This is a genomic window from Streptomyces sp. NPDC006687 (assembly GCF_040636215.1).
Lineage (GTDB): Bacteria > Actinomycetota > Actinomycetes > Streptomycetales > Streptomycetaceae > Streptomyces.
On the sequence record NZ_JBEYJJ010000005.1, the window covers coordinates 104978 to 131311 of the forward strand.

General features: G+C 71.5%; 22 protein-coding genes. 6 read left to right on the forward strand and 16 right to left on the reverse strand.

The genetic code is table 11. The annotated features are described in order from the left end of the window. Nucleotides 1-127 precede the first annotated feature (127 nt). Together ABZ716_RS08405 and ABZ716_RS08410 are read right to left on the reverse strand one after the other, a co-directional pair. Complete coding sequence (locus ABZ716_RS08405) at nucleotides 128-487, reverse strand: hypothetical protein (RefSeq protein WP_358957575.1); 360 nt, start codon at nucleotides 485-487, stop codon at nucleotides 128-130. Between the two features lie 39 nt (nucleotides 488-526). After that, nucleotides 527-1468: a heme o synthase gene (locus tag ABZ716_RS08410; RefSeq protein WP_358813832.1), complete on the reverse strand. Its 942-nt coding sequence runs from the start codon at nucleotides 1466-1468 to the stop codon at nucleotides 527-529. 320 nt (nucleotides 1469-1788) lie between these two features. On the opposite strand from ABZ716_RS08410, the gene tkt reads away from it, so the two are divergent. The 5 genes from tkt (at nucleotide 1789) to pgl (ending at nucleotide 8655) form a co-directional block, all read left to right on the forward strand. After that, complete coding sequence (tkt, locus tag ABZ716_RS08415) at nucleotides 1789-3876, forward strand: transketolase (RefSeq protein ID WP_358813831.1); 2088 nt, start codon at nucleotides 1789-1791, stop codon at nucleotides 3874-3876. 34 nt (nucleotides 3877-3910) lie between these two features. Next, nucleotides 3911-5029 carry a transaldolase gene (gene tal / locus ABZ716_RS08420; protein WP_358813830.1) on the forward strand — a complete coding sequence of 373 codons (1119 nt, stop codon included), beginning with the start codon at nucleotides 3911-3913 and terminating at the stop codon, nucleotides 5027-5029. 2 nt (nucleotides 5030-5031) lie between these two features. Further along, entirely contained in the window at nucleotides 5032-6561 is a 1530-nt protein-coding gene (zwf, locus tag ABZ716_RS08425; RefSeq protein WP_351883616.1) for a glucose-6-phosphate dehydrogenase, read from the forward strand. After that, nucleotides 6558-7619: a glucose-6-phosphate dehydrogenase assembly protein OpcA gene (opcA, locus tag ABZ716_RS08430; RefSeq protein ID WP_358957578.1), complete on the forward strand. Its 1062-nt coding sequence runs from the start codon at nucleotides 6558-6560 to the stop codon at nucleotides 7617-7619. The genes zwf and opcA overlap by 4 nt, the downstream gene beginning before the upstream one ends. Before the next feature lie 253 nt (nucleotides 7620-7872). Continuing rightward, a complete protein-coding gene (gene pgl / locus ABZ716_RS08435) occupies nucleotides 7873-8655 on the forward strand; it encodes a 6-phosphogluconolactonase (RefSeq protein ID WP_358957581.1) in 783 nt (260 codons plus the stop codon). Nucleotides 8656-8719: 64 nt separating this feature from the next. On the opposite strand, the gene pgi is transcribed toward pgl, so the two are convergent. The 13 genes from pgi to ABZ716_RS08500 form a co-directional block, all read right to left on the reverse strand. Next, a complete protein-coding gene (pgi, locus tag ABZ716_RS08440) occupies nucleotides 8720-10426 on the reverse strand; it encodes a glucose-6-phosphate isomerase (protein ID WP_358957793.1) in 1707 nt (568 codons plus the stop codon). A 151-nt stretch (nucleotides 10427-10577) separates the two neighbouring features. Next, nucleotides 10578-10913, reverse strand: coding sequence for an RNA polymerase-binding protein RbpA (locus tag ABZ716_RS08445; protein WP_007263454.1), 336 nt, complete (start codon nucleotides 10911-10913; stop codon nucleotides 10578-10580). 107 nt (nucleotides 10914-11020) lie between these two features. After that, nucleotides 11021-11254 (reverse strand): preprotein translocase subunit SecG, encoded by a 234-nt coding sequence (gene secG, locus ABZ716_RS08450; RefSeq protein WP_351883505.1) that lies wholly within the window; start codon nucleotides 11252-11254, stop codon nucleotides 11021-11023. A gap of 122 nt (nucleotides 11255-11376) precedes the next feature. Continuing rightward, nucleotides 11377-12165 carry a triose-phosphate isomerase gene (tpiA, locus tag ABZ716_RS08455; RefSeq protein WP_358814646.1) on the reverse strand — a complete coding sequence of 263 codons (789 nt, stop codon included), beginning with the start codon at nucleotides 12163-12165 and terminating at the stop codon, nucleotides 11377-11379. Nucleotides 12166-12171: 6 nt separating this feature from the next. After that, on the reverse strand, nucleotides 12172-13386 hold the full coding sequence (locus ABZ716_RS08460; protein ID WP_358957583.1) for a phosphoglycerate kinase: 1215 nt from the start codon (nucleotides 13384-13386) through the stop codon (nucleotides 12172-12174). Nucleotides 13387-13524: 138 nt separating this feature from the next. Next, nucleotides 13525-14532: a type I glyceraldehyde-3-phosphate dehydrogenase gene (gene gap / locus ABZ716_RS08465; RefSeq protein ID WP_351883499.1), complete on the reverse strand. Its 1008-nt coding sequence runs from the start codon at nucleotides 14530-14532 to the stop codon at nucleotides 13525-13527. Between the two features lie 231 nt (nucleotides 14533-14763). Then, on the reverse strand, nucleotides 14764-17727 hold the full coding sequence (locus ABZ716_RS08470) for a M14 family zinc carboxypeptidase (RefSeq protein WP_358957585.1): 2964 nt from the start codon (nucleotides 17725-17727) through the stop codon (nucleotides 14764-14766). 197 nt (nucleotides 17728-17924) lie between these two features. Continuing rightward, the gene (gene whiA / locus ABZ716_RS08475; RefSeq protein ID WP_030237199.1) at nucleotides 17925-18920 is read right to left on the reverse strand and encodes a DNA-binding protein WhiA; all 996 of its coding nucleotides are present in this window, start codon (nucleotides 18918-18920) and stop codon (nucleotides 17925-17927) included. Further along, on the reverse strand, nucleotides 18911-20005 hold the full coding sequence (gene yvcK, locus ABZ716_RS08480; RefSeq protein ID WP_355965575.1) for a uridine diphosphate-N-acetylglucosamine-binding protein YvcK: 1095 nt from the start codon (nucleotides 20003-20005) through the stop codon (nucleotides 18911-18913). The genes whiA and yvcK overlap by 10 nt, the downstream gene beginning before the upstream one ends. Then, nucleotides 20002-20949: an RNase adapter RapZ gene (rapZ, locus tag ABZ716_RS08485; RefSeq protein ID WP_351883492.1), complete on the reverse strand. Its 948-nt coding sequence runs from the start codon at nucleotides 20947-20949 to the stop codon at nucleotides 20002-20004. Before rapZ ends, yvcK begins: the two co-directional genes overlap by 4 nt. Further along, the gene (uvrC, locus tag ABZ716_RS08490) at nucleotides 20946-22946 is read right to left on the reverse strand and encodes an excinuclease ABC subunit UvrC (protein WP_358957589.1); all 2001 of its coding nucleotides are present in this window, start codon (nucleotides 22944-22946) and stop codon (nucleotides 20946-20948) included. The genes rapZ and uvrC overlap by 4 nt, the downstream gene beginning before the upstream one ends. Before the next feature lie 281 nt (nucleotides 22947-23227). Further along, nucleotides 23228-23995 (reverse strand): hypothetical protein, encoded by a 768-nt coding sequence (locus ABZ716_RS08495; RefSeq protein ID WP_358957591.1) that lies wholly within the window; start codon nucleotides 23993-23995, stop codon nucleotides 23228-23230. Between the two features lie 5 nt (nucleotides 23996-24000). Next, on the reverse strand, nucleotides 24001-24621 hold the full coding sequence (locus ABZ716_RS08500) for a papain-like cysteine protease family protein (RefSeq protein WP_358814640.1): 621 nt from the start codon (nucleotides 24619-24621) through the stop codon (nucleotides 24001-24003). Between the two features lie 235 nt (nucleotides 24622-24856). On the opposite strand from ABZ716_RS08500, the gene ABZ716_RS08505 reads away from it, so the two are divergent. After that, the gene (locus ABZ716_RS08505; protein WP_358957593.1) at nucleotides 24857-25852 is read left to right on the forward strand and encodes a hypothetical protein; all 996 of its coding nucleotides are present in this window, start codon (nucleotides 24857-24859) and stop codon (nucleotides 25850-25852) included. Nucleotides 25853-25869: 17 nt separating this feature from the next. Here ABZ716_RS08505 and ABZ716_RS08510 read toward each other — a convergent pair whose 3' ends face one another. Next, complete coding sequence (locus tag ABZ716_RS08510) at nucleotides 25870-26304, reverse strand: Rieske (2Fe-2S) protein (RefSeq protein ID WP_358957595.1); 435 nt, start codon at nucleotides 26302-26304, stop codon at nucleotides 25870-25872. Nucleotides 26305-26334 lie beyond the last annotated feature (30 nt).

A 26334-nucleotide genomic window follows, 5' to 3' on the forward strand; every position in this document is an offset into this window, starting at 1 on the left:
GGTCACCCCGTTGCGGACGTGGGGAAGCGGCTTCCTCACGTCCTAACGGATGAGCGGGGTGTGAAGTAGTGCCCCGGCCGTTGACCGGATGGTCCCGGCCGTTGAACGGACGGTCCGGACCGGCGGTTCAGGCCGGCGGGTTGGCCGGGCCGCCCACCTGGATCCCGGCCATGCGGGTCCACTCGTACGGGCCGGTCCGCACGCGGGCGGCCAGCTCCCCGTCGAAGTCCTCGTGGAGGGTCAGGCCGGCCTTCTCCGCGGCCAGCTGCGCCACGACGTACGTCGGGGCCACCAGGTCGCCCCAGCCGCCGTCGGTGCCGACGAGGACGATCCGGGTGCCGGCCTGGCCGATATGGGCGAGCTGGCCCTCGGCGCCGCCGTGCTGCTTGGCGAACGCGCCGATCTGCCGGGCCAGCTTCGCCGCCGTGCGGCTGTGCTTCCTGTCCGCGGCCTCTGCGGTCTGTGCGGTGTCTGCGGTCTCTGCCATGGACGGCATGCTACCGGCGGGTAATCAAGGGAGGAAGTATCACCGCAGGAAGGGATCCACGGCCACGGCCACGAAGAGCAGCGAGACGTAGGTGATCGACCAGTGGAACAGGCGCATCTCCTTGAGCTTCGCGCCCGTCACCCCGGCCTTGGCCCGCGCGTTCAGCGCGTGCGCCTCCCACAGCCACCAGCCGCCCGCCAGCAGCGCGACGGAGGTGTAGAACCAGCCGGTGTACCCCAGCGGGGTGAGCAGCAGCGAGACGGCGACCATCACCCAGCTGTACAGGACGATCTGCCGGGCCACGGCCTTGTTGCCCGCCACGACCGGCAGCATCGGCACGCCGACCCGCGCGTAGTCGTCCTTGACCTTCATGGACAGCGGCCAGTAGTGCGGGGGCGTCCAGAAGAAGATGACGAGGAAGAGGATGACGGCGGCCCAGGAGACCTCGTCGCGCACGGCCGACCAGCCGATGAGCACCGGCATGCAGCCGGCGATCCCGCCCCAGACGATGTTCTGCGCGGTCCGCCGCTTCAGCAGCATCGTGTAGACGACCACGTAGAAGAGGAGCGCGCCCAGGGCGAGGGCGGCCGACAGCCAGTTGACGAGCAGGCCGAAGAACAGGGTCGAGACGACCCCGAGCGTGATGCCGAAGACCAGGCACTCGCGCGGGCTCACCATGCCGGTCACCAGCGGCCGCTGCGCCGTCCGGTCCATCAGCGCGTCGATGTCCCGGTCGATGTACATGTTGAGCGCGTTGGCGCCGCCCGCCGACAGGTAGCCGCCGAAGCAGGTGGCGAGCACCAGCCACAGCGACGGCACGCCCTGCTCGGCGAGGAACATCACCGGCACTGTGGTGATCAGCAGAAGTTCGATGATCCGCGGCTTGGTCAAAGCCACGAAAGCCATGACCCGGGCCCCGAACGGCCGGTGACCGGGGCTCGTCCCGAGTACCCCCGCTGGACGGGATTCGACGGCCGTCACGCACACCCCTGAGAGAGAATCCAGCAAGCTTCCGAAGCGATGCCTCCAGAAAATGAAGGCTCGGTAAAGGCTTGCGCGTACCACGCCACTGTAGACGTAGCCATTGCCCCGCCCTGCGCGGGGGTCGCCTCGTGTTGGGCCGATCGGACCGACGGCAAGATCATCCAGGGCGGATGCCGTGTGAACGGCGGACACCGGGAAGACGACGCACTGCGAGCACTCGAATAGCCGCACGCCCTCGCGGGGGTAGGCTCGGAATCGCCCCGGTGTCACCGTTCGTCACCGGGAAAACAACATGTGGAGAGGAGCCCTGACCAACGGTGAGCACCAAGCCGACCACCCCAGAGCTCGAGTGGACCGAACTGGACCAGCGGGCCGTCGACACCGCCCGCATCCTGGCCGCCGACGCGGTCCAGAAGGTCGGGAACGGACACCCCGGTACGGCGATGAGCCTGGCCCCCGCCGCGTACACGCTTTTCCAGAAGGTCATGCGCCACGACCCCTCGGACCCACAGTGGGTCGGCCGTGACCGTTTCGTGCTCTCCGCGGGGCACTCGTCCCTGACCCTCTACACCCAGCTCTACCTCGGGGGGTTCGGCCTGGAGCTGGACGACCTCAAGGCGTTCCGCACCTGGGGCTCCAAGACCCCCGGCCACCCGGAGTACGGTCACACCACCGGCGTGGAGACCACCACCGGCCCGCTGGGCCAGGGCGTCGCGAACGCGGTGGGCATGGCCATGGCCTCCCGCTACGAGCGCGGCCTGTTCGACCCCGAGGCCGCCCCGGGCACCTCCCCGTTCGACCACATGATCTACGCGATCGCGGGCGACGGCTGCCTCCAGGAGGGCATCTCCCACGAGGCGTCGGCCCTGGCCGGCCACCAGAAGCTCGGCAATCTGGTGCTGCTGTGGGACGACAACCACATCTCCATCGAGGGCGACACGGAGACGGCCGTCTCCGAGGACACCATGAAGCGCTACGAGGCGTACGGCTGGCACGTCCAGCGCGTCGAGCAGCAGCCCAACGGCGACCTCGACCCGAAGGCCCTGTACGCCGCCCTCCAGGCCGCCAAGGCCGAGACCGGGCGCCCGTCCTTCATCGCGGCCCGCTCGATCATCGCCTGGCCCGCGCCGCACGCCCAGAACACCGAGGCCGCCCACGGCTCGGCCCTGGGCGACGACGAGGTCGCCGCGACCAAGCGCGTGCTCGGCTTCGACCCGGAGCAGACTTTCGAGGTCGCCGACGAGGTCCTGGCCCACACCCGCGGTCTGGCGGACCGGGGCCGCGAGGCCCGCACCGCCTGGGAGAAGGACTTCTCCGCCTGGCGCACCGCCAACCCCGAGCGCGCCGCCGCCTTCGACCGCATCGAGGCCAACGAGCTGCCCGAGGGCTGGGAGGAGGAGATCCCCGTCTTCGAGCCCGGCAAGGGCGTCGCCACCCGCGCGGCCTCCGGCAAGGTCCTGGAGGCGCTCGGCGCGGTCATCCCGGAGCTGTGGGGCGGCTCGGCCGACCTGGCCGGCTCCAACAACACCACCATCGACAAGACCTCGTCGTTCCTGCCGGTGGGCAACCCGCTGCCGGAGGCCGACCCGTACGGCCGCACCATCCACTTCGGCATCCGCGAGCACGCGATGGCCGCGGCCATGAACGGCATCGCGCTGCACGGCCACACCCGCATCTACGGCGGCACCTTCCTGGTGTTCTCCGACTACATGCGCAACGCCGTCCGCCTGTCCGCCCTGATGCACCTGCCGGTGACGTACGTGTGGACGCACGACTCCATCGGCCTGGGCGAGGACGGCCCCACCCACCAGCCCGTCGAGCACGTCGCCGCGCTGCGCGCCATCCCGGGCCTGAACGTGGTCCGCCCGGCCGACGCCAACGAGACGGCCATCGCCTGGCGCGAGATCCTGCGCCGCCACACCAAGGTGTTCGGCAAGGGCGCCCCGCACGGCCTGGCCCTCACCCGCCAGGGCGTGCCGACGTACGAGCGCAACGAGGACACGGTCAAGGGCGGCTACGTGCTGCTGGAGGCCGAGGGCGGTCCCGCCGAGGTCGTCCTGATCGGCACCGGCTCCGAGGTCCAGCTCGCCGTCGCCGCGCGCGAGGCGCTCCAGGCCGAGGGCGTGCCCGCCCGGGTCGTCTCGATGCCGTGCGTCGAGTGGTTCGAGGAGCAGTCCCAGGAGTACAAGGACAGCGTGCTGCCGCCGTCCGTCAAGGCCCGAGTCGCGGTCGAGGCGGGCATCGGCCTGACCTGGCACCGTTACGTCGGGGACGCGGGACGGATCGTCTCGCTGGAGCACTTCGGTGCATCGGCGGACGGCGCCGTGCTGTTCCGCGAGTTCGGCCTGACCGCCGAAGCCGTGACCGCAGCCGCCAAGGACTCTCTGTCCGCCGCTGCGCGCTGACCCGGTACGAGAACCAGTAGGAGATGCAATCCCGATGACAGACGCACTCAAGCGCCTCTCCGACGAGGGCGTGGCGATCTGGCTGGACGACCTGTCCCGCAAGCGCATCACGTCCGGCAACCTGGCCGAGCTCATCGACCAGCAGCACGTGGTCGGTGTCACCACCAACCCGTCGATCTTCCAGAAGGCCATCAGCCAGGGCGACGGTTACGACAAGCAGCTGTCGGACCTCGCCGCCCGCAAGGTGACCGTCGAGGAAGCCATCCGCATGATCACCACGGCGGACGTCCGCGACGCCGCCGACATCCTGCGGCCGGTCTTCGACGCCACCGACGGCCAGGACGGCCGGGTCTCGATCGAGGTCGACCCGCGCCTGGCCCACAACACCAAGGCCACCGTCGCCGAGGCCAAGCAGCTGGCCTGGCTGGTGGACCGCCCGAACACGCTCATCAAGATCCCGGCGACCATGGGTGGCCTGCCCGCGATCACCGAGGTCATCGGCCGGGGCATCAGCGTCAACGTCACGCTGATCTTCTCGCTGGAGCGTTACCGCCAGGTCATGGACGCCTACCTGGCGGGCCTGGAGAAGGCGAAGGCCGCGGGCCTGGACCTGTCCCAGATCCACTCGGTGGCCTCCTTCTTCGTGTCCCGCGTGGACACCGAGATCGACAAGCGCCTGGACGGCATCGGCACCGACGAGGCCAAGGCCCTGAAGGGCAAGGCGGCCCTCGCCAACGCCCGTCTGGCCTACGAGGCGTACGAGGAGGTCTTCTCCTCCGAGCGCTGGGCGGCCCTGGACAGGGCGCACGCCAACAAGCAGCGCCCGCTGTGGGCCTCCACCGGCGTCAAGGACCCCGCGTACAAGGACACCCTGTACGTGGTGGACCTGGTCGCCCCCGGCACCGTCAACACCATGCCCGAGGCGACCCTGGAGGCCACCGCCGACCACGGCGAGGTCACCGGCGACACCATCCGCGGCACCTACGAGCAGGCGCGCGCCGAGCTGGACGCGGTCGCGAAGCTGGGCATCTCGTACGACGATGTGGTGCAGCTGCTCGAAGACGAAGGCGTCGAGAAGTTCGAGGCGTCCTGGAACGACCTGCTGAAGTCGACCGAGGCGGAGCTCAAGCGCCTCGCCCCCGCGGAGGACTGAGTATTTTGTCGGTGAACGGAGCGAACCCGCTTCGTGACGCACAGGACCGGCGGCTCCCGCGCATCGCGGGACCGTCCGGCCTGGTGATTTTCGGCGTTACGGGTGACCTGTCGCGCAAGAAGCTCATGCCCGCCGTCTACGACCTCGCCAACCGCGGCCTGCTGCCCCCGGGTTTCTCGCTGATCGGTTTCGCCCGCCGCGAGTGGCAGGACGAGGACTTCGCCCAGGAGGTGTACGAGGCCGTCAAGCAGCACTCGCGCACCCCCTTCCGTGAGGAGGTCTGGCAGCAGCTCGTGCAGGGCTGCCGGTTCGTCCAGGGCGAGTTCGACGACGACGCGGCCTTCGAGACCCTCAAGCAGACGATCGACGAACTCGACAAGGCCCAGGGCACGGGCGGCAACTTCGCCTTCTACCTCTCGGTGCCGCCGAAGTTCTTCCCCAAGGTGGTCCAGCAGCTCAAGAACCACGGGCTGGCCCAGAAGGAGGGCTCCTGGCGGCGTGCCGTCATCGAGAAGCCCTTCGGACACGACCTGAAGAGCGCGGAAGAGCTCAACCAGGTCGTCCACGAGGTCTTCCCCCGGGACGAGGTCTTCCGGATCGACCACTACCTCGGCAAGGAGACCGTCCAGAACATCCTGGCGCTCCGCTTCGCCAACACCATGTTCGAGCCGATCTGGAACCGGTCGTACGTCGACCACGTGCAGATCACCATGGCGGAGGACATCGGCATCGGCGGCCGGGCCGGCTACTACGACGGCATCGGCGCCGCCCGTGACGTCATCCAGAACCACCTGCTCCAGCTGCTGGCGCTCACGGCGATGGAGGAGCCCGGCTCCTTCCACCCCAAGGCCCTGGTGGCGGAGAAGCTGAAGGTGCTCAGCGCCGTCCAGATCCCCGACGACCTGGGCAAGCACACCGTGCGCGGCCAGTACTCGGCGGCCTGGCAGGGCGGCGAGAAGGTCAAGGGGTACCTGGAGGAGGACGGGATCAACCCGAACTCCAAGACCGACACCTACGCCGCCATCCGCCTGGAGATCAACAACCGCCGCTGGGCGGGCGTCCCGTTCTACCTGCGCACGGGCAAGCGCCTGGGCCGCCGGGTGACCGAGATCGCGGTGGTCTTCAAGCGGGCGCCGTACCTGCCGTTCGAATCGGGCGCGACCGAGGAGCTGGGGCAGAACGCCCTGGTCATCCGGGTCCAGCCGGACGAGGGCGTGACGGTCCGCTTCGGCTCCAAGGTGCCGGGCACCTCCATGGAGGTCCGGGACGTCACGATGGACTTCGCCTACGGCGAGTCCTTCACGGAGTCCAGCCCCGAGGCATACGAGCGGCTCATCCTCGACGTCCTCCTCGGTGACGCGAACCTCTTCCCGCGCCACCAGGAAGTCGAGCTGTCCTGGAACATCCTCGACCCGATCGAGGAGTACTGGGACAAGCACGGCAAGCCCGCGCAGTACCCGGCGGGCACGTGGGGGCCGGTCGAGGCGGACGAGATGCTCGCACGAGACGGACGGAGCTGGCGCCGGCCATGAAGATCGACCTCACGGAGACCACCTCCAGCAAGATCAACGCCGCGTTGGTGCAGGCGCGCCGGGACATCGGCACGCCGGCCATCGGCATGGTCCTCACGCTGGTGATCGTGACCGACGAGGAGAACGCGTACGACGCGCTCAAGTCGGCGAACGACGCGTCCCACGAACACCCTTCGCGGATCGTCGTCGTGGTCAAGCGGGTCAGCCGCTCCCCGCGCAGCCGCCGCGAAGCCCGGCTGGACGCGGAGATCCGTGTCGGGGCGGACTCGGGTACCGGCGAAACCGTCGTCCTGCGTCTGCACGGCGAACTGGTCGACCACGCCCAGTCGGTCGTGCTGCCCCTGCTGCTGCCGGACGCCCCCGTGGTGGTCTGGTGGCCGGAGGGCGCTCCGGTGGACCTGGCGGGCGACCCGCTCGGCTCGCTGGGACAGCGCCGGATCACGGACACCTACGCCTCCGAGCACCCGATCGAGGCGCTCGCCTCGCGGGCGCAGGCGTACGCACCGGGCGACACCGACCTGTCCTGGACCCGGATCACCCCGTGGCGCTCCATGCTGGCCGCCGCGCTGGACCAGCAGACGCTGTCCACGGTCGTCTCGGCGACCGTGGAGGGCGAGGACGAGAACCCGAGCTGCGAGCTGCTGGCCATGTGGCTGGCGGACCGTCTCAAGGTTCCGGTCACCCGGACCCTGTCAGGGGGGCCGGGGCTGACCGCCGTCCGTATGGAGACCAAGGACGGCGTGATCGTCCTGGACCGCGCGGACGGGTCCCTGGCCACGCTGTGCATGCCGGGGCAGCCGGACCGGGCGGTGGCGCTGAAGCGGCGCGAGACGGCCGAGCTGCTGGCGGAGGAACTCCGCCGGCTGGACCCGGACAACACGTACGAGGCGTCCCTGAAGTTCGGCGTCTCCCGTCTCTCGGCTCCCACCGGGGGACCGGGAACCGGCACCGGCACCGAGGCTCCGGCCTCCGCCGACGCGCCGGCCGAGGCCGAGGCTCCGGCGGCGAAGCCGGCGGCCAAGCCGGCGAAGGCGACGAAGCGGGCCCCGGCGAAGTAGCCGGCCCGCCGGGGGCGGGGCGGGGGTACATCTCCCCGCCCCGCCCTTCGCCTGTTCTCCCCCGGCTACCGCTGGGAGGGGCCCCCAGGGGCTCCGCCCCAGACCCCGCGAAGCGCACGCGCGGGGTCCGGGGCGGAGCTCCGGTTTCGGGAAGGGGCGGGGTGGGGGAAGGGCTCCGCGCAGCGGCACCGCACCCGCGCCCGCACCCCCCGCACATCACCCAGAACTACCAAGAAGGCGGCAGCACATGGGTATGACGACTCCCCAGGTGGTCGTCCACCGGGACAAGGAGCTGATGGCCCAGGCGGCAGCCGCCCGGCTCATCACGAAGATCGTGGACGCACAGGCCGCCCGCGGCAGCGCCTCCGTGGTGCTGACCGGCGGCCGCAACGGCAACGGCCTCCTCGCGGCCCTCGCCGCGGCCCCCGCCCGGGACGCCATCGACTGGTCCCGTATCGACCTCTGGTGGGGCGACGAGCGCTACGTCCCCGCCGACGACCCCGAGCGCAACCACGTACAGGCCCGCGAGGCCCTCCTGGACTCCGTCCCGGTGGACCCCGCGCGCGTGCACGCCATGCCCGCCTCCGACGGCCCGTACGGCGCCGACGTGGACGCCGCCGCGGCCGCGTACGCCGCCGAGCTGGCCCGGGCTGCCACGCCCGAGGACCACGGCGCCGTCCCGCGTTTCGACGTGCTCATGCTGGGCGTGGGCCCCGACACCCACGTGGCGTCCCTGTTCCCCGAGCACCCGGCGACCCGCGAGACCGAGCGGACCGTCGTCGGCGTCCACGGCGCCCCCAAGCCCCCGCCGACCCGCGTCTCGCTCACCCTCCCGGCCATCCGCGCGGCCCGCGAGGTCTGGCTGCTGGCGGCCGGTGAGGACAAGGCGGGGGCGGTCTCCATCGCCCTCGGCGGGGCCGGCGGGATCCAGGCCCCGGCGGCCGAGGCGTACGGCCGCAGCCGCACCCTCTGGCTGCTGGACCGCGCCGCGGCGGCCAAGCTCCCCACCGGGCTGTATCCCCCCGCCTCCTCCTGAAGCGGCGGAAGACGGCGGAGCGCCCCCGCACGGTGCGGGGGCGCTCCGCCGTCCGGGCGGCTTCCTACTGCCGCCCGCGCAGCTCCCGGTACACCGCCACCAGCGCCCGCGTCGAGGGGTCCAGGCCCGGGACGTCCGCGCCCTCCGTCAGCGCCGGCTCCACCCGCTTCGCGAGGACCTTGCCGAGCTCGACGCCCCACTGGTCGAAGGAGTCGATGTTCCACACCGCGCCCTGGACGAACACCTTGTGCTCGTAGAGGGCGATGAGCTGGCCCAGCACCGCCGGGGTCAGCTCGGTGGCGAGGATCGTCGTCGTCGGGTGGTTGCCCTGGAAGGTCTTGTGCGGCACGAGCGCCTCGGGTGCGCCCTCGGCCCGTACCTCCTCGGCGGTCTTGCCGAAGGCCAGCGCCTGGGTCTGGGCGAAGAAGTTCGCCATCAGCAGGTCGTGCTGCGCCTTCAGCGCCGGCTCCAGCTCCGCCACCGGGCGGGCGAAGCCGATGAAGTCCGCCGGGATCACCTTGGTGCCCTGGTGGATCAACTGGTAGTAAGCGTGCTGCCCGTTGGTCCCGGGCGTGCCCCAGACCACCGGCCCGGTCTGCCAGTCCACCGGATCGCCCTCGCGGTCCACGGACTTGCCGTTGGACTCCATGTCCAGCTGCTGCAAGTAGGCCGTGAAACGGGAGAGGTAGTGGCTGTACGGGAGCACCGCGTGCGACTGGGCGTCGAAGAAGGCCCCGTACCAGATGCCCAACAGGCCCAGCAGCAGCGGGGCGTTGTCCTCCGGCGCCGCCGTGCGGAAGTGCTCGTCCATGGCACGGAAGCCGCCCAGCATCTCCCGGAAGGCGTCCGGGCCGATCGCGATCATCAGCGACAGGCCGATGGCCGAGTCGAAGGAGTAGCGGCCGCCGACCCAGTCCCAGAAGCCGAACATGTTGGCCGGGTCGATACCGAACGCGGTGACCTTCTCGGCGTTGGTGGACAGCGCCACGAAGTGCCGTGCCACGGCCTTCTGGTCGCCGCCGAGACCCTCCAGCAGCCACTGCCGCGCCGAGGTGGCGTTGGTGATGGTCTCGATGGTGGTGAAGGTCTTGGAGGCGATGATGAACAGCGTCTCGGCCGGGTCCAGGTCACGCAGGGCCTCGTGCAGGTCGGCGCCGTCCACGTTGGAGACGAACCTGACCGTCAGGGAGCGGTCGGTGAAGGCGCGCAGCGCCTCGTACGCCATCGCCGGACCGAGGTCGGAGCCGCCGATGCCGATGTTGACGACGTTCCTGATCCGCTTGCCGGTGGACCCGGTCCACTCCCCCGACCGGACCTGGCGGGAGAAGGCCGCCATCTTGTCGAGGACCTCGTGCACCTCGGGGACGACGTTCTCCCCGTCCACCTCGACGACCGCGTCCGCGGGGGCGCGCAGCGCGGTGTGCAGGACCGCGCGGTCCTCCGTCACGTTGATCTTCTCGCCGCGGAACATGGCGTCCCGCAGCTCCGCCACGCCCGTCGCCGCCGCCAGCTCGCGCAGCAGCGCGAGGGTCTCGTCGGTGACGAGGTGCTTCGAGTAGTCGATGTGCAGGTCGCCGACCCGCAGGGTGTACCCGGTACCCCGGTCCGGATCCGCCTCGAACAGCTCCCGCAGATGCGTCTGCCCCAGCTCTTCCCGGTGCTTGCCGAGCGCGTTCCACTCGGGCAGCCGGTTGAGCCTCGTGCGGCCCTCCCGTCGCCCGCCACCACCCTTGCTTGACGCGCTTCGCGCGGCGGCCTGGTGTGCGTTCATCTCGGACATCAACCCACTTCTTCCGTCCTGTTGTGCCCCGCCACCTCCAACTTAAGGGATTCGAAGGGGGACAACGCGCACAAAGGGGCCCGGCCCGCGGGATTCGTTCTCCCGCGGGCCGGGCCCCGAGTCACTCTTGAGAGCGCCGCCCTCAGATCTCGCCGCGCAGCTTGGCGAGGGCCTCGGCGAGGATCGCCTCGCCGTCGGCGTCCGTGCGGCGCTCCCGTACGTAGGCGAGGTGCGTCTTGTACGGCTCGGTGCGCGGCGGTGCGGGCGGGTTGTCCCGGTCCTGGCCGGCCGGGAACCCGCAGCGCGGGCAGTCCCAGGTGTCCGGGACCTGCGCGTCGCTGGCGAAGCTGGGCTGCGTCTCGTGCCCGTTCGAGCACCAGAAGGAGATGCGCAGGCGCGGCGCGGACTCACCGCGCTCGGCCTCGCCCATCGGCCCGGCTCCGACCCGACTTCCACGAATCGCGTTGCCACTTGCCACGGTCGTAACTCCCTGCGTGATGGTGCCGCCCAGCGTGAGGGTATACCCGCTGTGGGCGCCTCAGTTTACGTAAAGACCGAGCGGGCCGGGCGAAATGGCCGGAACCGTCAGCTGCCGTTCGACTTCGTGAGCAGGCCGAGCGCGACGATGCAGGCGAACCACAGCAGGCCGATGACGACCGTGATGCGGTCCAGGTTGCGCTCCGCCACGGAGGAGCCGCCGACGGAGGACTGCATGCCGCCGCCGAACATGTCGGAAAGGCCGCCGCCCTTGCCCTTGTGCATCAGCACGAGCAGCATCAGCAGAGCGCTGAAGACGATCAGGGCGATCGAAAACCCCATAATCACGGCTGATTCCTACTTTCTGGGCTTACGTCTGCTGCTTGGGAGGAAGCGGGGGCCGACGGCTGCACCAGCAGCCCCCGGCCCCCGCAAGGGTACGACGGATCGGCCCTACCGCATACTCACTGGTCGCGGAAGCGGACGATCTTGACGAACTCGTCGGCGTCCAGCGCCGCGCCGCCGACCAGGGCGCCGTCGACGTCGGGCTGGGCCATGATCGCGGCGATGTTGCCGGCCTTGACCGAGCCGCCGTACTGGATGCGGACCTTGTCGGCCAGCTCCTGGGAGTACAGCTCGGCGAGGCGGCCGCGGATCGCCCCGCAGACCTCCTGGGCGTCCTCGGGGGTGGCGACCTCGCCGGTGCCGATCGCCCAGACGGGCTCGTAGGCGATCACGAGGGACTCGACCTGCTCGGCCGGGACGTCCTTGAGGCCGCCGTCGACCTGGGCCAGGGTGTGCGGGACCTGCCGGCCGGCCTTGCGGACGTCGAGGCCCTCGCCGACGCAGAGGATCGGGGTGATCCCGTTGCGGTAGGCGGCCTTGACCTTGGCGTTGCAGAGCTCGTCGGTCTCGCCGTGGTACTGGCGGCGCTCGCTGTGGCCGACGGCGACGAAGGCGCACTTCAGCTTCGCCAGCATCGGGCCGGAGATCTCGCCGGTGTAGGCGCCGGAGTCGTGGGCCGAGATGTCCTGGGCGCCGTACTGGATCTTCAGCTTGTCGCCGTCGACGAGGGTCTGCACCGAGCGCAGGTCGGTGAAGGGCGGGAGCACCGCGACGTCGACCGCGTCGTAGTCCTTGTCGGCGAGCGCGAAGGCGAGCTTCTGGACGTGGGCGATGGCCTCCAGGTGGTTGAGGTTCATCTTCCAGTTGCCCGCCATGAGCGGGGTGCGGCCGTGTGCGACAGAGGTCATTGTGGTTCAGCCCTCCAGGGCGGCGAGGCCGGGGAGCGTCTTGCCTTCGAGGTATTCGAGGCTGGCGCCACCACCGGTGGAAATGTGACCGAAGGCGTTCTCGTCGAAGCCCAGGATGCGGACGGCCGCGGCGCTGTCGCCGCCGCCGACCACGGTGAAGGCGTCGCTGTCGACGAGGGCCTGCGCGATGGCGCGGGTGCCGTTCGCGTAGTCGGGGTGCTCGAAGACACCGACGGGGCCGTTCCAGAAGACGGTCTCGGCGTCGGCGATCTTCGAGGCGTACAGCTCGCGGGTGCGGGGGCCGATGTCCAGGCCCTCCTTGTCCGCGGGGATCTCGTCGGCGTCGACGGTGACGTACTCGGCCGGGGTCCCGCCCTTGATGTCGGGGAACTCCGCGGAGGCGAGGATGTCGACGGGCAGGACGAGCTCGACGCCGTTCTTCTCGGCGCGCTCCATGTACTCGGTGACCTTCGGGATCTGGTCCTCCTGGAGGAGGGAGATGCCGACCTCGTAGCCCTTGGCCTTGAGGAAGGTGTAGGCCATGCCGCCGCCGATGAGGATGCGGTCGGCCTTGCCGAGCAGCTGGTCGATGACGGCGAGCTTGTCGGAGACCTTGGCGCCGCCGAGGACGACCACGTACGGGCGCTTGACCTCGGCGGTGAGCTTCTTCAGGACGCCGACCTCGGTGGCGATGAGGTAACCGGCCGCGTGCGGGAGCAGCTGGGGCAGGTCGAAGACCGAGGCGTGCTTGCGGTGGACGGCGCCGAAGCCGTCGCCCACGTAGACGTCGGCGAGCTCGGCGAGCTGCTCGGCGAAGGCGCGGCGTTCGGCGTCGTCCTTGCTGGTCTCGCCGGCGTTGAAGCGCAGGTTCTCGACGACGGCGACCTGGCCGTCGGCGAGGGCGGCGACGGTCTCCTTGGCGGAGGAGCCGACGGTGTCGGTGGCGAAGGCGACCTCCGCGCCGAGGAGTTCGCCGAGCCGCTTCGCCGCGGGGGCGAGCGAGAAGTCGGGCTCGGTGCCGGTGCCCCTGGGGCGGCCCAGGTGCGAGGCGACGACCACGCGGGCGCCCGCCTCGGCGAGCTTGGCGATGGTCGGCTGGACGGCGCGGATGCGGCCGTCGTCGGTGATCACGCCTTCCTTGAGCGGCACGTTGAGATCGGCGCGTACGAAGACCCGCTTGCCGGCGACGCCGTCCGCGAGGAGTTCGTCGATCGTCTTCATGTGTTTCTACTCCTTGTCCCCATACAGGGCTGTTACAGGTGCAGGGCGGATGGGACGGGGCAAGCGACAGGGCCCGGACGGCGCCTCATCGCGCCGAGCGGACCCTGTGCTCACATGGTGTTGCCTTGCCCTACGTTCTCAGAGCTGCCCGCCGACGAAGACGGTGAGGTCGACGAGGCGGTTGGAGTAGCCCCACTCGTTGTCGTACCAGCCGACGACCTTGACCTGCGTACCGTCCTGGACCATGGTCAGCGAGGAGTCGAAGGTGCACGAGGCGGGCCAGTTGACGATGTCGGAGGAGACGATCGCGTCCTCGGTGTAGTCGAGGATGCCCTTGAGCTGGCCCTCGGCGGCCTTCTGGAAGGCGGCGTTGATCTCTTCCCGGGTGGTCTCGCGGGAGAGCTCCAGGACGAGGTCGGTCACGGAGCCGGTCGGGACCGGGACGCGCATGGCGATGCCGTCGAGCTTGCCCTTGAGCTGCGGCAGGACCAGCGCGGTGGCCTTGGCGGCACCGGTGGAGGTGGGGATGATGTTCTCGGCGGCGGCGCGGGCGCGGCGCAGGTCCGAGTGCGGGAAGTCAAGGATGCGCTGGTCGTTGGTGTAAGCGTGGACCGTCGTCATCATGCCCTTGACGATGCCGAAGTTCTCGTCGAGGACCTTGGCCATCGGCGCCACGCAGTTGGTGGTGCAGGAGGCGTTGGAAATGACGTGGTGGCTGGCCGCGTCGTACTTGTCCTGGTTGACGCCCATCACAATGGTGATGTCCTCGTCCTTGGCCGGAGCCGAGATGAGGACCTTCTTCGCGCCGGCGGCGAGGTGCTTGGCGGCGTCGGCCTTCTTCGTGAAGATGCCGGTCGACTCGATGACGATGTCGGCGCCCAGCTCACCCCAGGGGAGGTTCGCGGGGTCGCGCTCGGCGAAGGTCTTGAAGGTCTTGCCGTCCACCGTGATGGTGTCGTCGGTGTGGGAGACGTCGGCCTTGAGGCGGCCCAGGATGGTGTCGTACTTCAGCAGGTGCACGAGGGTGGCGTTGTCCGTCAGGTCATTGACGCCGACGACCTCGATGTCGGCCCCCTGCTCGAGAAGCGCCCGGAAGTAGTTGCGGCCAATGCGGCCAAAACCATTGATGCCTACGCGGATCGTCACGAACCGATCTCCTCGTTGGTGCGCCGGCCTGTCCCGCCGGCGAGCTGTATGGGATGTCCCCGACCGCTTACGACCCTACCTCTCCGTGAGCTTGGGAGTGGAATCGGCCGGAGGCTGACACTCCCCCACTTCGGGGGGTACCCCCGCCGGAGCCCTGTACCACTGCGGTGGTACGGGACCCCGGGGGCGCTGGTGCCCGTCACTCAGGGTGAGTGGCGGGAGGGTTGCCGATCAGTCCTTCAGGGAGCGGAGGGCCTTGCCGATCAACAGGGCGCGGTCCGCCGCGGCCGGGAGGTGCTCCAGCCCGAAACCGAGCAGGACCGTGTCACGCGTAGTGACGGCCGCGAAGGTCTTGAACAGCTCTCCGGTCCTGGACCAATCCCCCGGAACCTCGGGGCTTCCGGCCGGGGCGCCCTGGGCGGTCCAGGCCCCGAGGGAGGTCTCGAAGCCCTCGGCGGGCTGGTCGGTGCCCCGCACCGAGACCCGTGCCTCGTCCGCGAAGACGCCGCGGCCGCCCGTTCCGGGGTCGGTGATGGAGGACAAGGAAACCTCGACGGTCTTCCCGGCGTAGGCGCTCAGGTCGAAGGAGACCTGCTTCCAGCCGCCGGAGGAGCCGGTGAAGCTGTTCCAGGCCCCGCTGGTGCCGCTCGGTGAGCAGCCGCCGCCGTCGAGGGTGAGGTAGTGGCGCAGGAACGGGTGGCCGTGGACGAAGAACCCGGCCCCGCACTCCGCCGGGACGGTGGCGGAGCTCAAGCCGCTCGCTTCCGGAAGTGTGGTCCAGTCCTCCCCGCCGGCCGTACGGGCCTCCAGGACGGCGTGGTCGTAGCCCTCCTCGGTGTCCCAGCTGAGGGCCGTCTTGAGCTTCGGCTGGTCGGCGGCGGTGACCTGGGTGAGGTCGATGGTGCGGGTGAGGCGCTTCCAGTCGTCGTCCGCGTGGGTGGCCGAGGCCATGCCGGTGCCGGCGTAGGGGGCGTACGGGTTCACGACCCCGGCGTACCGGCCCGCCTGGGCGCTCGTGAACTGCGGGAACCGCGCCGGCGGCAGGGAGTCGGAGGTGACGGTGAAGGCACCGGCGGAGTCGAGCGGGTTGCCGGGGCTGCCCGCGGCGTCACCGAGGCCGCCCCGGGCGCCGGTGAGGGTGCCCGCGCCGGTGAAGCCGGTCGGGGCCGTGACCGTGGCCCGGCTGTAGGCGCCCAGGGAGTACTGGCTGAAGTCGTCGGTGAGGGCCCGCCCGACCTGGGCCTGGCCGCCCGCCAGCTCGCCGGCCTCGATGAGCTTGCCGCCCTCGTTGAGGAAGTCGCGGACCGCCAGCTGCGTGGGGCCGCCGGGGGCTGCGGCGCCGGTGTAGTGGACGGCCGTACGGAAGTGGGAGAGCACGCCGAGGGGGTGCGGGGCGCCCTGGACGGCCACGTCCCACACGGCGGCGGACTTCCCGTTGGCGCGCAGCGCGTCGACGTAGCGCTGGGCATACCGGGCCTTCGCGCCCTCCTCGGCGATCACCAGCACGTCCGCGCGGGGGCGTTCGGCCACGGTGTAGGTGAAGTGTTCGCTGGAGACGGTCGTGCCGTGGTCGCGGCCGGTGAACCAGACCTCGACCTCGTCCCCGGGCCTGGCGCCGCCCACCTTCGCCCGGTAGGCGTCGAACCAGTTGTCGTCCTCGCCGCCGTAGACGTCGCCGCCCTTCCAGGCCCTGAGCTCCTCGTCGTGCGTACGGCCGCCGTTGACGCGGAAGTTGAGCCGCTTGTCCTTCAGGGCCTTGCGGGCGGTGACGGAGACCGTCTGGTCCTCGCCGCGGGCCGCGTAGGAGGTGGTGAAGGGGTCGGGGGTGAAGTCGGCCGCGTGCAGCCCGACGGAGGAGGAGGGCTGGTCGGGGTGGGCGGCGCTCTCCCCGACGGACAGGGCGAAGGGGACGTTCTTGGCGAACTCCTGCTGGATCAGCTTCTCGTCGTCGGGGAAGTTGAACCCGGACGCGCAGTCCTCGGGCTTCCACCGGTCGTCCGGGTCGATCCGGGAGGCCGTCTGGCAGGTGGTCATCTCCGGGGTGAACATCATGACGCCGTTGGCGTTGGCGGCGTGCCCGTCGGCCTCGCCGTTGGTCGTGTACAGCTCGGAGGAGAGCTGCGGGTAGTAGCCGGGGACGGCCGGGTGCTCCGGGGTGCCGGCGAGTGCCTTGTAGGCGACGTCGTCCGGGGTGGGGGTGGCGACCTGCCAGCCCACTCCGTACAGCAGCAGCTCGGAGGCCGAGTGGTAGTTGATCGCGTACCGGAAGCCGACGCGCTTCTCGAAGGAGTCGAGGGCGACGGTCTCGGGCTCGGACTGGGCGCGGGGGCCGCGGTAGGTCTCGCTGGAGGGGTTCGGGGAGGAACCCTCGTCGTCCCAGCCCCACTTGTAGGCGAAGTTGCGGTTGAGGTCGACGCCGTCCTCGGCGGTGATCCTTCCGTCGCCGTTGTTGTCGCGGAGGTTCTTGCGCCACAGGCGGGCGCTGTCGGAGGTGAAGGTGTAGTCGTAGCCGTCGGGGTTGGCCGAGAGCAGGAACCACAGCTCGGTGGAGTCCACCAGCCGGGTGATGCGGGGGTCCTTGCCGTAGTTGTCCAGGGTGTGGTGCATCAGCCGCCGGGTCATCTCGGGGGTGATCCACTCCCGGGCGTGCTGGTTGGACATGTAGAGCACGGAGGGCTTGTCGCCGTCGCGGGTCCTTCCGGCGTCCTTGGTGACCTTCAGGGCGAGGATGTCCTTGCCCTGGAGGGTCTTGCCGAGGGAGACGACCTTGGTCAGGCCGGGGTTCTGCCGCGCGGTGCGCAGGATCTCCTCCTGGAGGCCGCCCTTGCCGCTGTAGGGGCGGAAGACGCCGTCCCCGGCGGCCTTGGCCTTGGCCAGGGCCTGGGCGGAGACCTTGCGCTCGGCGAGCTTGACGCCCTGCGCGGCGAGTTGCTCGGCCTGGGCGCCGGTGAGGAAGAGCTCGGCCTTCGCGGTCCCGGTCGCGGGCGCCCGTTCGGTGAGCTCGTGGGCGTCCTGGCCGGCGGCGAGGACGAGCGGGACCTGCTCGCGGGTGAGGTCGGCGTCGTAGACCCGTACCCCGTCGGCGCCGGGGGCGCCGGAGGCGGGCCGGGCCTGGGCCGCCGCGGGGAGTGCGGCCAGTGTGGTTCCGAGGAGGAGTGCGCTTGCCGCGAGGATCGTTCTCGCGCGTTGCCTCATGTGCCCCCCTGGGCGTCGTCGGCCACGAAAGCGTGCGGGGGCCAGGCTCACGATCCGGCGATGCCCATGTCAATGGGGCGTACCGGGGCGCCGGGGCGGATTCAGCCGCGTGGACGCCCCCCGGCAGCCGGGGGGAGGAACGGAAAAGGGGCGGGGCGGCGCCCGAAGGCAACCGCCCCGCCCCTGCCCGGGGTGCGCTAGCCGGCCATGTTGTCGGCCAGTTCCTCGCTGAGGTCGAGGTTGGACTCGGTCCCCGGGATGCCCAGGTCCTGGGCCCGCTTGTCGGCCATCGCCAGCAGGCGCCGGATCCGGCCCGCGACGGCGTCCTTGGTCAGCGGCGGGTCGGCGAGCGCGCCGAGTTCCTCCAGGGACGCCTGCTTGTGCTCCATGCGCAGCCGGCCGGCCGCGGCGAGGTGCTCGGGGACCTCCTCGCCGAGGATCTCCAGGGCGCGCTGGACCCGGGCTCCGGCGGCCACCGCGGCCCGCGCCGAGCGGCGCAGGTTGGCGTCGTCGAAATTGGCGAGGCGGTTGGCGGTGGCGCGGACCTCGCGCCGCATCCGCCGCTCCTCCCAGGCCAGCACCGACTCGTGCGCGCCGAGGCGGGTCAGCAGGGCGCCGATCGCGTCGCCGTCGCGGACGACGACCCGGTCCACCCCGCGCACCTCGCGCGCCTTGGCGGCGATGGAGAGCCTCCGGGCGGCGCCCACCAGGGCCAGGGCTGCCTCGGGGCCGGGGCAGGTGACCTCCAGGGAGGAGGACCGGCCCGGCTCGGTGAGGGAGCCGTGGGCCAGGAAGGCACCGCGCCAGGCCGCCTCGGCGTCGCAGGTCGCGCCGGAGACCACCTGCGGGGGAAGCCCGCGGATGGGGCGGCCCCGGCCGTCGACCAGGCCCGTCTGGCGTGCCAGCTGGTCCCCGCCGGCGACGACCCGTACGACGAAGCGGCTGCCGCGCCGCAGCCCGCCCGGGGCCATGACCACCAGGTCGGAGGAGTGGCCGAAGATCTCCAGGATGTCCTTGCGCAGTCTCCGCGCGGCGATCCCGGTGTCCAGTTCCGCCTCGATGACGATCCGGCCGCTCACCAGGTGGAGTCCGCCCGCGAACCGAAGGATCGCCGAGACCTCCGCCTTCCTGCAGCAGGTCCGGGTGACGGGGAGGCGGGAGATCTCATCCTTCACCGCAGGCGTCATCGCCATGGGCCGATCCTTCCATGCATCCGAAAAATACGGTCGTACGCGGCGGCCAGCAGCTCCGGGTCGTGCTTCGGAGAGCCTCCCCCAGAGCCTTCGGCCTGGGAGGTGCCCCCAAGCCAGGCCACTGGAGCCAGCTCGACCGCCGCACCGAACCGCTTCGCGGCATCGGCGAGGGACTCGCGGTCGGGCACGGCGGCCTCGTCGGCCAGCACCACGTCCAGGGCGAGTTTAGGGGCGTGTCGGGCCAAAACCTCCAAATGACGCTGCGGAGAGAAGCCCTCTGTTTCGCCCGGCTGGGGGGCGAGGTTCAAGGAGAGCACCTTGCGGGCCTTCGTCGCCACCAGCGCGTCGAGCAGCTCCGGCACCAGCAGGTGCGGGATGACGGAGGAGAACCAGGACCCCGGCCCGAGCACCACCCAGTCGGCGTCGAGCACGGCGGCGACGGCCTCCGGCACGGCCGGCGGGTCGCTCGGCACCACCTGGACGGAGAGCACCTCGCCCGGTGTCAGGGCGACGGTGGCCTGCCCCCGGACGGTGTCCACCTCCTCCGGGCGCGCCGGATCGTGCCCCTTGACCAGGGCCTGGAGCTCCAGCGGCACCGCCGACATCGGCAGCACCCGCCCCTGCGCCCCGAGCAGCCTGCCCACCAGGTCGAGGGCCTGGACGGGGTCGCCGAGCTGCTCCCAGAGGGCGACGATCAGCAGGTTGCCGACGGCGTGCCCGTGGAGGTCGCCCTTGGACTGGAAGCGGTGCTGGATGACCCGGGCCCAGGTCTGGCCCCAGTCGTCGTCCCCGCACAGCGCGGCCAGCGCCTTGCGCAGGTCGCCGGGGGGCAGCACGCTCAGCTCCTCGCGGAGCCGTCCGCTGGAGCCGCCGTCGTCGGCGACGGTGACCACCGCGGTGAGCTCCCCGGTGATCCGGCGCAGGGCGGCGAGGGAGGCCGACAGGCCCATGCCGCCGCCGAGGGCGACGACCTTGGGCGCGACCACCTTGGCCGCCCCGCGGCGGCCGGCGCGGCCCGTGCCGTCCTCGCCCGTGGCGGGGTTCAGACGGCGCAGGCGGCGCAGCCGCAGGGTCCGTCCGGTCACTCGCGCCCCATGTCCCGGTGGACGACGACGGTCTCGACTCCCTCGGAGGCGAGGCGGGCGGCGAGCTTCTCGGACATGGCGACGCTGCGGTGCTTGCCGCCGGTGCAGCCGACGGCGATGGTCACGTACCGCTTGCCCTCGCGGCGGTAGCCGGCGGCGATGAGCTGGAGCAGCTCGGTGTAGCGGTCGAGGAACTCCTTGGCGCCGGGCTGGCTGAAGACGTAGCCCGACACCTCCTCGTTGAGCCCGGTGAAGGGGCGCAGTTCCGGGACCCAGTGGGGGTTGGGGATGAAGCGGCAGTCCACGACGAGGTCGGCGTCGACGGGCAGGCCGTACTTGAAGCCGAAGGACATCACGGTGGCCCGCAGCTCGGGCTCCTCGTCGCCCGCGAACTGGGCGTCCATCTTGGCGCGCAGCTCGTGGACGTTCAGGCTGGAGGTGTCGATGACCAGGTCGGCGTCGCCGCGCAGCTCGCGCAGCAGGTCCCGCTCGGCGGCGATGCCGTCCACGATGCGCCCGTCGCCCTGGAGCGGGTGCGGGCGGCGGACGGATTCGAAGCGGCGGACCAGCGCGTCGTCGGAGGACTCCAGGAAGACGATGCGCCGGGTGACGCCGCGGGCCTCCAGGTCGGAGAGGGACTCGCGCAGGGCGTCGAAGAACTGCCGGCCGCGGACGTCCACGACGACGGCGATCCGCGCCACGTTGCCCTGGGAGCGGGCGCCGAGCTCCACCATGGTGGGGATCAGGGCCGGCGGCAGGTTGTCGACGACGAACCAGCCGAGGTCCTCCAGGCACTTGGCCGCCGTGCTGCGGCCGGCTCCGGACATACCGGAGATGATCACCAGCTCGGGGATGGCGGCCTCGGCGTTGTCGCCGGACTCCGCTGTCGTGCCCGTACTCACCTGTGCTCCGTCTCGGTCGTGCTCGGTCTCGTGCTCGGTCATTGCTCGGTCCCCCGTTCGGACGCAGGCCCCGCGGGCGCGGGGGCCTCGTCCTCAATGATCTCTCCTGTCGCCGTGTTGACGGCAGGACCAGCGGGAACGGCCTGGGCGAGGGCCGCCGCCACGGTCTCGGCCGTCTTGCGGCCTATGCCGGGGACCTCGCAGATCTGGTCGATTGTCGCCTGTCTCAGCTTCTTCACCGAACCGAAGTGCTTCACGAGGGCCTGCCTGCGGCTCTCGCCGAGGCCGGGCACCTCGTCCAGCGGTCCCGCCTTGAGGCGCTTCCCGCGCTTGTTGCGCTGGTACTGGATGGCGAAGCGGTGGGCCTCGTCCCGTACGCGCTGGAGCAGGTAGAGGCCCTCGCTGGTGCGGGGCAGGACGACGGGGTCGTCCTCGCCGGGCAGCCAGACCTCCTCCAGCCGCTTGGCGAGGCCGCACACGGCGACGTCGTCGATGCCGAGCTCCTCCAGGGCCCGCTGGGCGGCCGCCACCTGGGGCCGGCCGCCGTCGACGACGACGAGCTGCGGCGGGTAGGCGAACCGCTTGGGGCGGCCGTCGTCCTCGGGCTCGCCGTCCTCGGGGGACCACTCCCCCGTCTTCAGCTTCTCCTGGAGGTAGCGCTTGAAGCGCCGCGAGACGACCTCGTGCATGGACCGGACGTCGTCCTGCCCCTCGAAGCCCTTGACCTGGAACCTGCGGTACTCGCTCTTGCGGGCGAGCCCGTCCTCGAAGACGACCATGGACGCGACGACGTCCTCGCCCTGGAGGTGGGAGATGTCGAAGCACTCGATGCGCAGGGGCGCCCCGTCGAGCTCCAGGGCCTCGGCGATCTCCTCCAGGGCGCGGGAGCGGGTGGTGAGGTCGCTGGCGCGCTTGGTCTTGTGCAGGGCGAGGGACTGCTGGGCGTTGCGGTGGACGGTCTCCATGAGGGACTTCTTGTCCCCGCGCTGGGGGACGCGCAGGCTGACCTGTGCGCCGCGCCGCTCGGCGAGCCACTGCCCGAGCGCCGCCGCGTCCTCGGGCACGACGGGGACGAGGACCTCCTTGGGCACGCTCTCGCCGCTCTCCTCCCCGTAGAGCTGCTGGAGGGCGTGCTCGACGAGCCCGGCGGTGTCGACGGCCTCGACCTTGTCGGTGACCCAGCCGCGCTGTCCGCGGACCCGGCCGCCGCGTACGTGGAAGATCTGGACGGCCGCTTCGAGCTCGTCCTCGGCGACGGCGATCAGGTCGGCGTCGGTGGCGTCGGCCAGGACGACGGCGTTCTTCTCCATGGCCCGGCGCAGGGCCCCTATGTCGTCCCGCAGCCGGGCGGCCTTCTCGTACTCCATCTCCTCGGCGGCGGCGTGCATCTCCTTCTCCAGCCGGGAGAGGTAGGCGCCGGTGCGGCCGGCCATGAAGTCGCAGAAGTCCTCGGCGAGTTCGCGGTGGTCCTCGGGGCTGATCCGGCCGACGCAGGGCGCCGAGCACTTTCCGATGTAGCCGAGCAGGCAGGGCCGCCCGATCTGGGCGGAGCGCTTGAACACGCCGGCGGAGCAGGTGCGCACCGGGAAGACGCGCAGCATGAGGTCGACGGTCTCGCGGATCGCCCAGGCGTGCCCGTAGGGGCCGAAGTAGCGCACGCCCTTCTTCTTGGGGCCGCGCATGACCTGTACGCGGGGGTACTGCTCGTTCAGCGTGACGGCGAGGGAGGGGTAGCTCTTGTCGTCCCGGTACTTCACGTTGAACCGGGGGTCGTACTCCTTGATCCAGGAGTACTCCAGCTGGAGCGCCTCGACCTCGGTGGAGACCACGGTCCACTCGACGGAGGCGGCCGTGGTGACCATGGTGGCGGTGCGGGGGTGCAGCCCGGCGAGGTCCTGGAAGTAGCTGGCCAGCCGTTGGCGCAGGCTCTTGGCCTTCCCGACGTAGATCACCCGTCGGTGCTCGTCGCGGAACTTGTAGACCCCAGGGGAGTCGGGAATCTCCCCGGGCTTGGGTCGGTAGCTGGAAGGGTCGGCCATGCCGCCCACCCTACTGTCGCCCTCCGACAACCAAGGGCACCCCGCCTCCGCCACATCGGGCCCCGCCGGCGTTTGAGGCGACCCGCCCACCCCAGCCGAATCCAGCCCCGCCGGCGTTTGAGGCGACCCGCCCACCCCAGCCGAATCCAGCCCCGCCGGCGTTTGAGGCGCGGGGGTCTGGGGGCGGAGCCCTCAGGGAACGGTGGAAGGGCGGGCAGGGGACCAAGCCCCGCAGGGCCCGCACCGACCACCGGCCGGTCCGGACCCTGCGGGAGAGACCCTCAAGCGGTACGGCGCCGCCAAAGCAGGACACCGGCCCCCAGGGCCAGCACCCCGGCCCCGCCGGCGAGCACGACCGTGTCCCCGGAGCCGGAACCGGCGGCGGGCGCCGCCGAGGCGAAGCCGCCGGCCAGCCCCCGCTCGGCATACGCGGACCCCGGCAGCTTGTCCCCGTACGCCGCGGCGACCCGCGCCCGGTACGCCCCGAGCGAGACCCCGCCCGGGCCCACGGCCCGTACGGCGTCCTCGTCCAGCGGCAGCACCCGCTGGCCCCCGGCGACGTACCACGCGTCGATCTGCGGCTCCCGGAACACGGTGCCCCCGGGCAGCTTCTCCTCCCCGAGCCGCGCGTAGCGGAACTCGTCGTCGCCGGTGGCGATGTTCACCACCTCCCAGCCGGACCCCGTCCTGGCGGTCCACAGCGCGGCCTTCTGCCCGTCGGAGGAGACGGCCTCGCTCGCCAGGAACTCCACCCGGGCCACCGCGGCCCCGGCCTTCCCCGCGACGAACTCCGGCGCCAGGTAGCTCACCGGGATGGCGTCCCCCTCGATCCGGGGCCGGGCCCCGGCCACCGACACCTTGCCCTCGCGGGCGAAGAACCGGGACAGGGTCGCCAGGGTGTCCGGCGCGGCAGCGGCCTGGTGCGCGGCGGCCCGGATCTCGGCGGTGGCGCTCTGCGGCTGCGGCACGGGCGCCGCCGAGGCGGACCCGGCCAGGGCGGCGACGAGGGCGGCGGCCGCGAGGGCCGCGGCGGCGACGCGAGCGGTCATGGCGGTCACGCCCCGATCCGGTAGAGGGAGTGGGTCCAGGAGAAGGTGTTGTTGTCCACGTACCAGGCGTGGGAGGCCCAGTTGTAGCGGTCGCTGGAGGGCCAGGGGTCGCCCCAGTAGACCCAGCTGCTGGCGGTGTCGTACCCGTAGAGGACGTGCATGTGGCCGCCGCCGCCCGACCACTGGATCCGCGTCTCCACGGGCCGGTCGGCGTTGATCTCGTTCTGCACGGTGGAGTACTGGAGCCAGCCGGTGACGTAGCTGCCGGAGTTGATGCCGGCCCAGCGCAGCGCGGTCTGGACGTTGCCCAGCGTGGCCTGGTTGTTGGGGCACTCGGTGCCCTGCTGGCGGTTGAAGGCGGCGTTGCAGAACTGGTTCTGGCTGTAGGAGCGGCCGAACCAGGTGGCGACGGTGTTGCCGCTGGCGGCCCAGCACCAGTTGCTCTTCTGCTGGGCCTGCATGGTGATGTCGAGCCGCTTGTACGAGAGCGCCGAGGGGGCGGCGCCCGCTCCGGCGGCCGGGGCGGCGGTGGCGGTACCGGCACCCGGGCCGAAGGCCAGCAGGACGAGCAGCAGGGCGGACAGGAACGAGGCGGCCGGGATGAGCCGCTCTCTTGTGTTGCGCATCGCGTTCCTCCCGAGGTGGGGACTCAGGTGTGGGGTGGAGGAGCGCGTCCGGACGCTGTGGAGGAGCATCAGGGAGTTGTCGCGATCAGGTCAACACGCTTCAATACGCGGTGACATTGCAGTGTGAACGGTGGGGCTGCGGTGTGAACGGATGCCCCCGTTCCACCTGGTCTCCCCGAACCACGGCCCGGCCCCCCACCCCGGCGCGTGTGAACGTTCACAGAGGAGAGTCGCCATGCTGCCGACCGGCGGCACGTCAGGCACGGCGGACCCGGCCGGCGCGACGGACGCCACGGAAGCCACGGACGCCACGGACGCGGCGGATCTCAGCCGGCTGCTCCGCACCGGCCCCTTCCACCTCGCCCTGCGCGCCGCCCTGGCCGCCCGCGGGCTGCCCCTGCACCGGGTGCAGCACCGGCTCGGGGCCCGCGGCATCAAACTCGGGGTCACCAGCCTCAGCTACTGGCAGCAGGGCGCCCGGCGCCCGCGCCACCGGGAGTCGCTGCGGGCGGTCTCCGCCCTGGAGGAGATCCTGGAGCTGCCCCGGGGCTCCCTCCTGCGCCTGCTGGCCGACCCGGAACCCGGCGCCGGCCCCGCCCGCCCGGCCGCCCGGCCCTACCGGGCCCTGATCAGCGCCGGTGCGGCGGTGGAGCGGCTGCTGGCGGCGATGGAACTCCCGGCGGACGGCGGCCTGCACACGGTCGGCCACCACGAGCGGGTCCGGATCGGCCCGGAGGGAGAGCTGCGCACGCGCGAGTCGCAGCAGATCGTCCGGGCCCACCGCGACGGGATCGACCGCTACCTGGCCGTCCACCACGGCGACCCCGGCTGCGACGCGGCCCGGGTGGCGGTGACGGCGTACGAGAACTGCCGTACGGGCCGGGTGCGCAGCCATCCGGAGGCCGGGGTGGTGGTGGCGGAGCTGCTCTTCGACGCGCGGCTGCGGCGCGGGGACACGTACGTCTTCGGCTACGGGATCGAGGACGGCACCGGCCCCCGCAGCACCGAGTACGTCCGCGGCTTCACCTACGCGGGCGGCCAGTACATGCTCCAGGTCCGCTTCGACGAGGCGGCCCTGCCCGTCCGCTGCCACCGCTTCGCCCGTACCTCCCCGGCGGCCCCCCGCACCCGCCTGTCCGACCTCACCCCGAGCGGCCGCCACCGGGCCGTCCACCTGGTGGAAGAGGCGGTCCGCCCGGGGATCCTGGGCATCGGCTGGGAGTGGGGGTAGCGGGCGGCTGCCGCGGCTCAGCCCGCGATCAGCTTGCCGTTCTCCGCCTTGACGGGGACGGCCGGGAGCGGGTCGGAGGCCGGGCCGCGCAGCACCTTGCCGGTGGTGACGTCGAAGCGGCTGCCGTGGCAGGGGCAGTTGCCCTCACCCTTGTCGATTTTGTCGAGGACGCAGCCGGCGTGCGTGCACTGGGCGCTGAACGCCTTGTACTGGCCCTCCGCCGGGCAGCTGACGACGAGCTTGTGCTCGCGGAACAGCTTCGCGCCGCCGACGGGAACCTCGGTCGCGGCGCCCAGCTCGACCGGCTCCTTCGGCACGGCGGGGCCGCCCGCGCCACCGCCCTCACCGCCGGCCGAGCAGGCGCTGAGCGCCGCCCCCGCGCCCACGGCCCCGGCGAGCGCGGCGGCGCCCTTGAGGACGGTACGGCGGGCGGCGGGCTGGGACGCGGTCATGCGGTTCTCCTGGCGCGAGGGGACGGGCCC

What these genes read in the sequence shown, in the direction of transcription:
- ABZ716_RS08405 (WP_358957575.1), bottom strand. Translation starts at nt 487, where the DNA reads ATGGCAGAGACCGCAGACACCGCACAGACCGCAGAGGCCGCGGACAGG.
- tal (WP_358813830.1), top strand. Translation starts at nt 3,911, where the DNA reads ATGACAGACGCACTCAAGCGCCTCTCCGACGAGGGCGTGGCGATCTGG.
- opcA (WP_358957578.1), top strand. Translation starts at nt 6,558, where the DNA reads ATGAAGATCGACCTCACGGAGACCACCTCCAGCAAGATCAACGCCGCG.
- pgl (WP_358957581.1), top strand. Translation starts at nt 7,873, where the DNA reads ATGACGACTCCCCAGGTGGTCGTCCACCGGGACAAGGAGCTGATGGCC.
- pgi (WP_358957793.1), bottom strand. Translation starts at nt 10,426, where the DNA reads ATGAACGCACACCAGGCCGCCGCGCGAAGCGCGTCAAGCAAGGGTGGT.
- secG (WP_351883505.1), bottom strand. Translation starts at nt 11,254, where the DNA reads ATGGGGTTTTCGATCGCCCTGATCGTCTTCAGCGCTCTGCTGATGCTG.
- tpiA (WP_358814646.1), bottom strand. Translation starts at nt 12,165, where the DNA reads ATGACCTCTGTCGCACACGGCCGCACCCCGCTCATGGCGGGCAACTGG.
- ABZ716_RS08460 (WP_358957583.1), bottom strand. Translation starts at nt 13,386, where the DNA reads ATGAAGACGATCGACGAACTCCTCGCGGACGGCGTCGCCGGCAAGCGG.
- ABZ716_RS08470 (WP_358957585.1), bottom strand. Translation starts at nt 17,727, where the DNA reads ATGAGGCAACGCGCGAGAACGATCCTCGCGGCAAGCGCACTCCTCCTC.
- whiA (WP_030237199.1), bottom strand. Translation starts at nt 18,920, where the DNA reads ATGGCGATGACGCCTGCGGTGAAGGATGAGATCTCCCGCCTCCCCGTC.
- rapZ (WP_351883492.1), bottom strand. Translation starts at nt 20,949, where the DNA reads ATGACCGAGCACGAGACCGAGCACGACCGAGACGGAGCACAGGTGAGT.
- uvrC (WP_358957589.1), bottom strand. Translation starts at nt 22,946, where the DNA reads ATGGCCGACCCTTCCAGCTACCGACCCAAGCCCGGGGAGATTCCCGAC.
- ABZ716_RS08495 (WP_358957591.1), bottom strand. Translation starts at nt 23,995, where the DNA reads ATGACCGCTCGCGTCGCCGCCGCGGCCCTCGCGGCCGCCGCCCTCGTC.
- ABZ716_RS08500 (WP_358814640.1), bottom strand. Translation starts at nt 24,621, where the DNA reads ATGCGCAACACAAGAGAGCGGCTCATCCCGGCCGCCTCGTTCCTGTCC.
- ABZ716_RS08505 (WP_358957593.1), top strand. Translation starts at nt 24,857, where the DNA reads ATGCTGCCGACCGGCGGCACGTCAGGCACGGCGGACCCGGCCGGCGCG.
- ABZ716_RS08510 (WP_358957595.1), bottom strand. Translation starts at nt 26,304, where the DNA reads ATGACCGCGTCCCAGCCCGCCGCCCGCCGTACCGTCCTCAAGGGCGCC.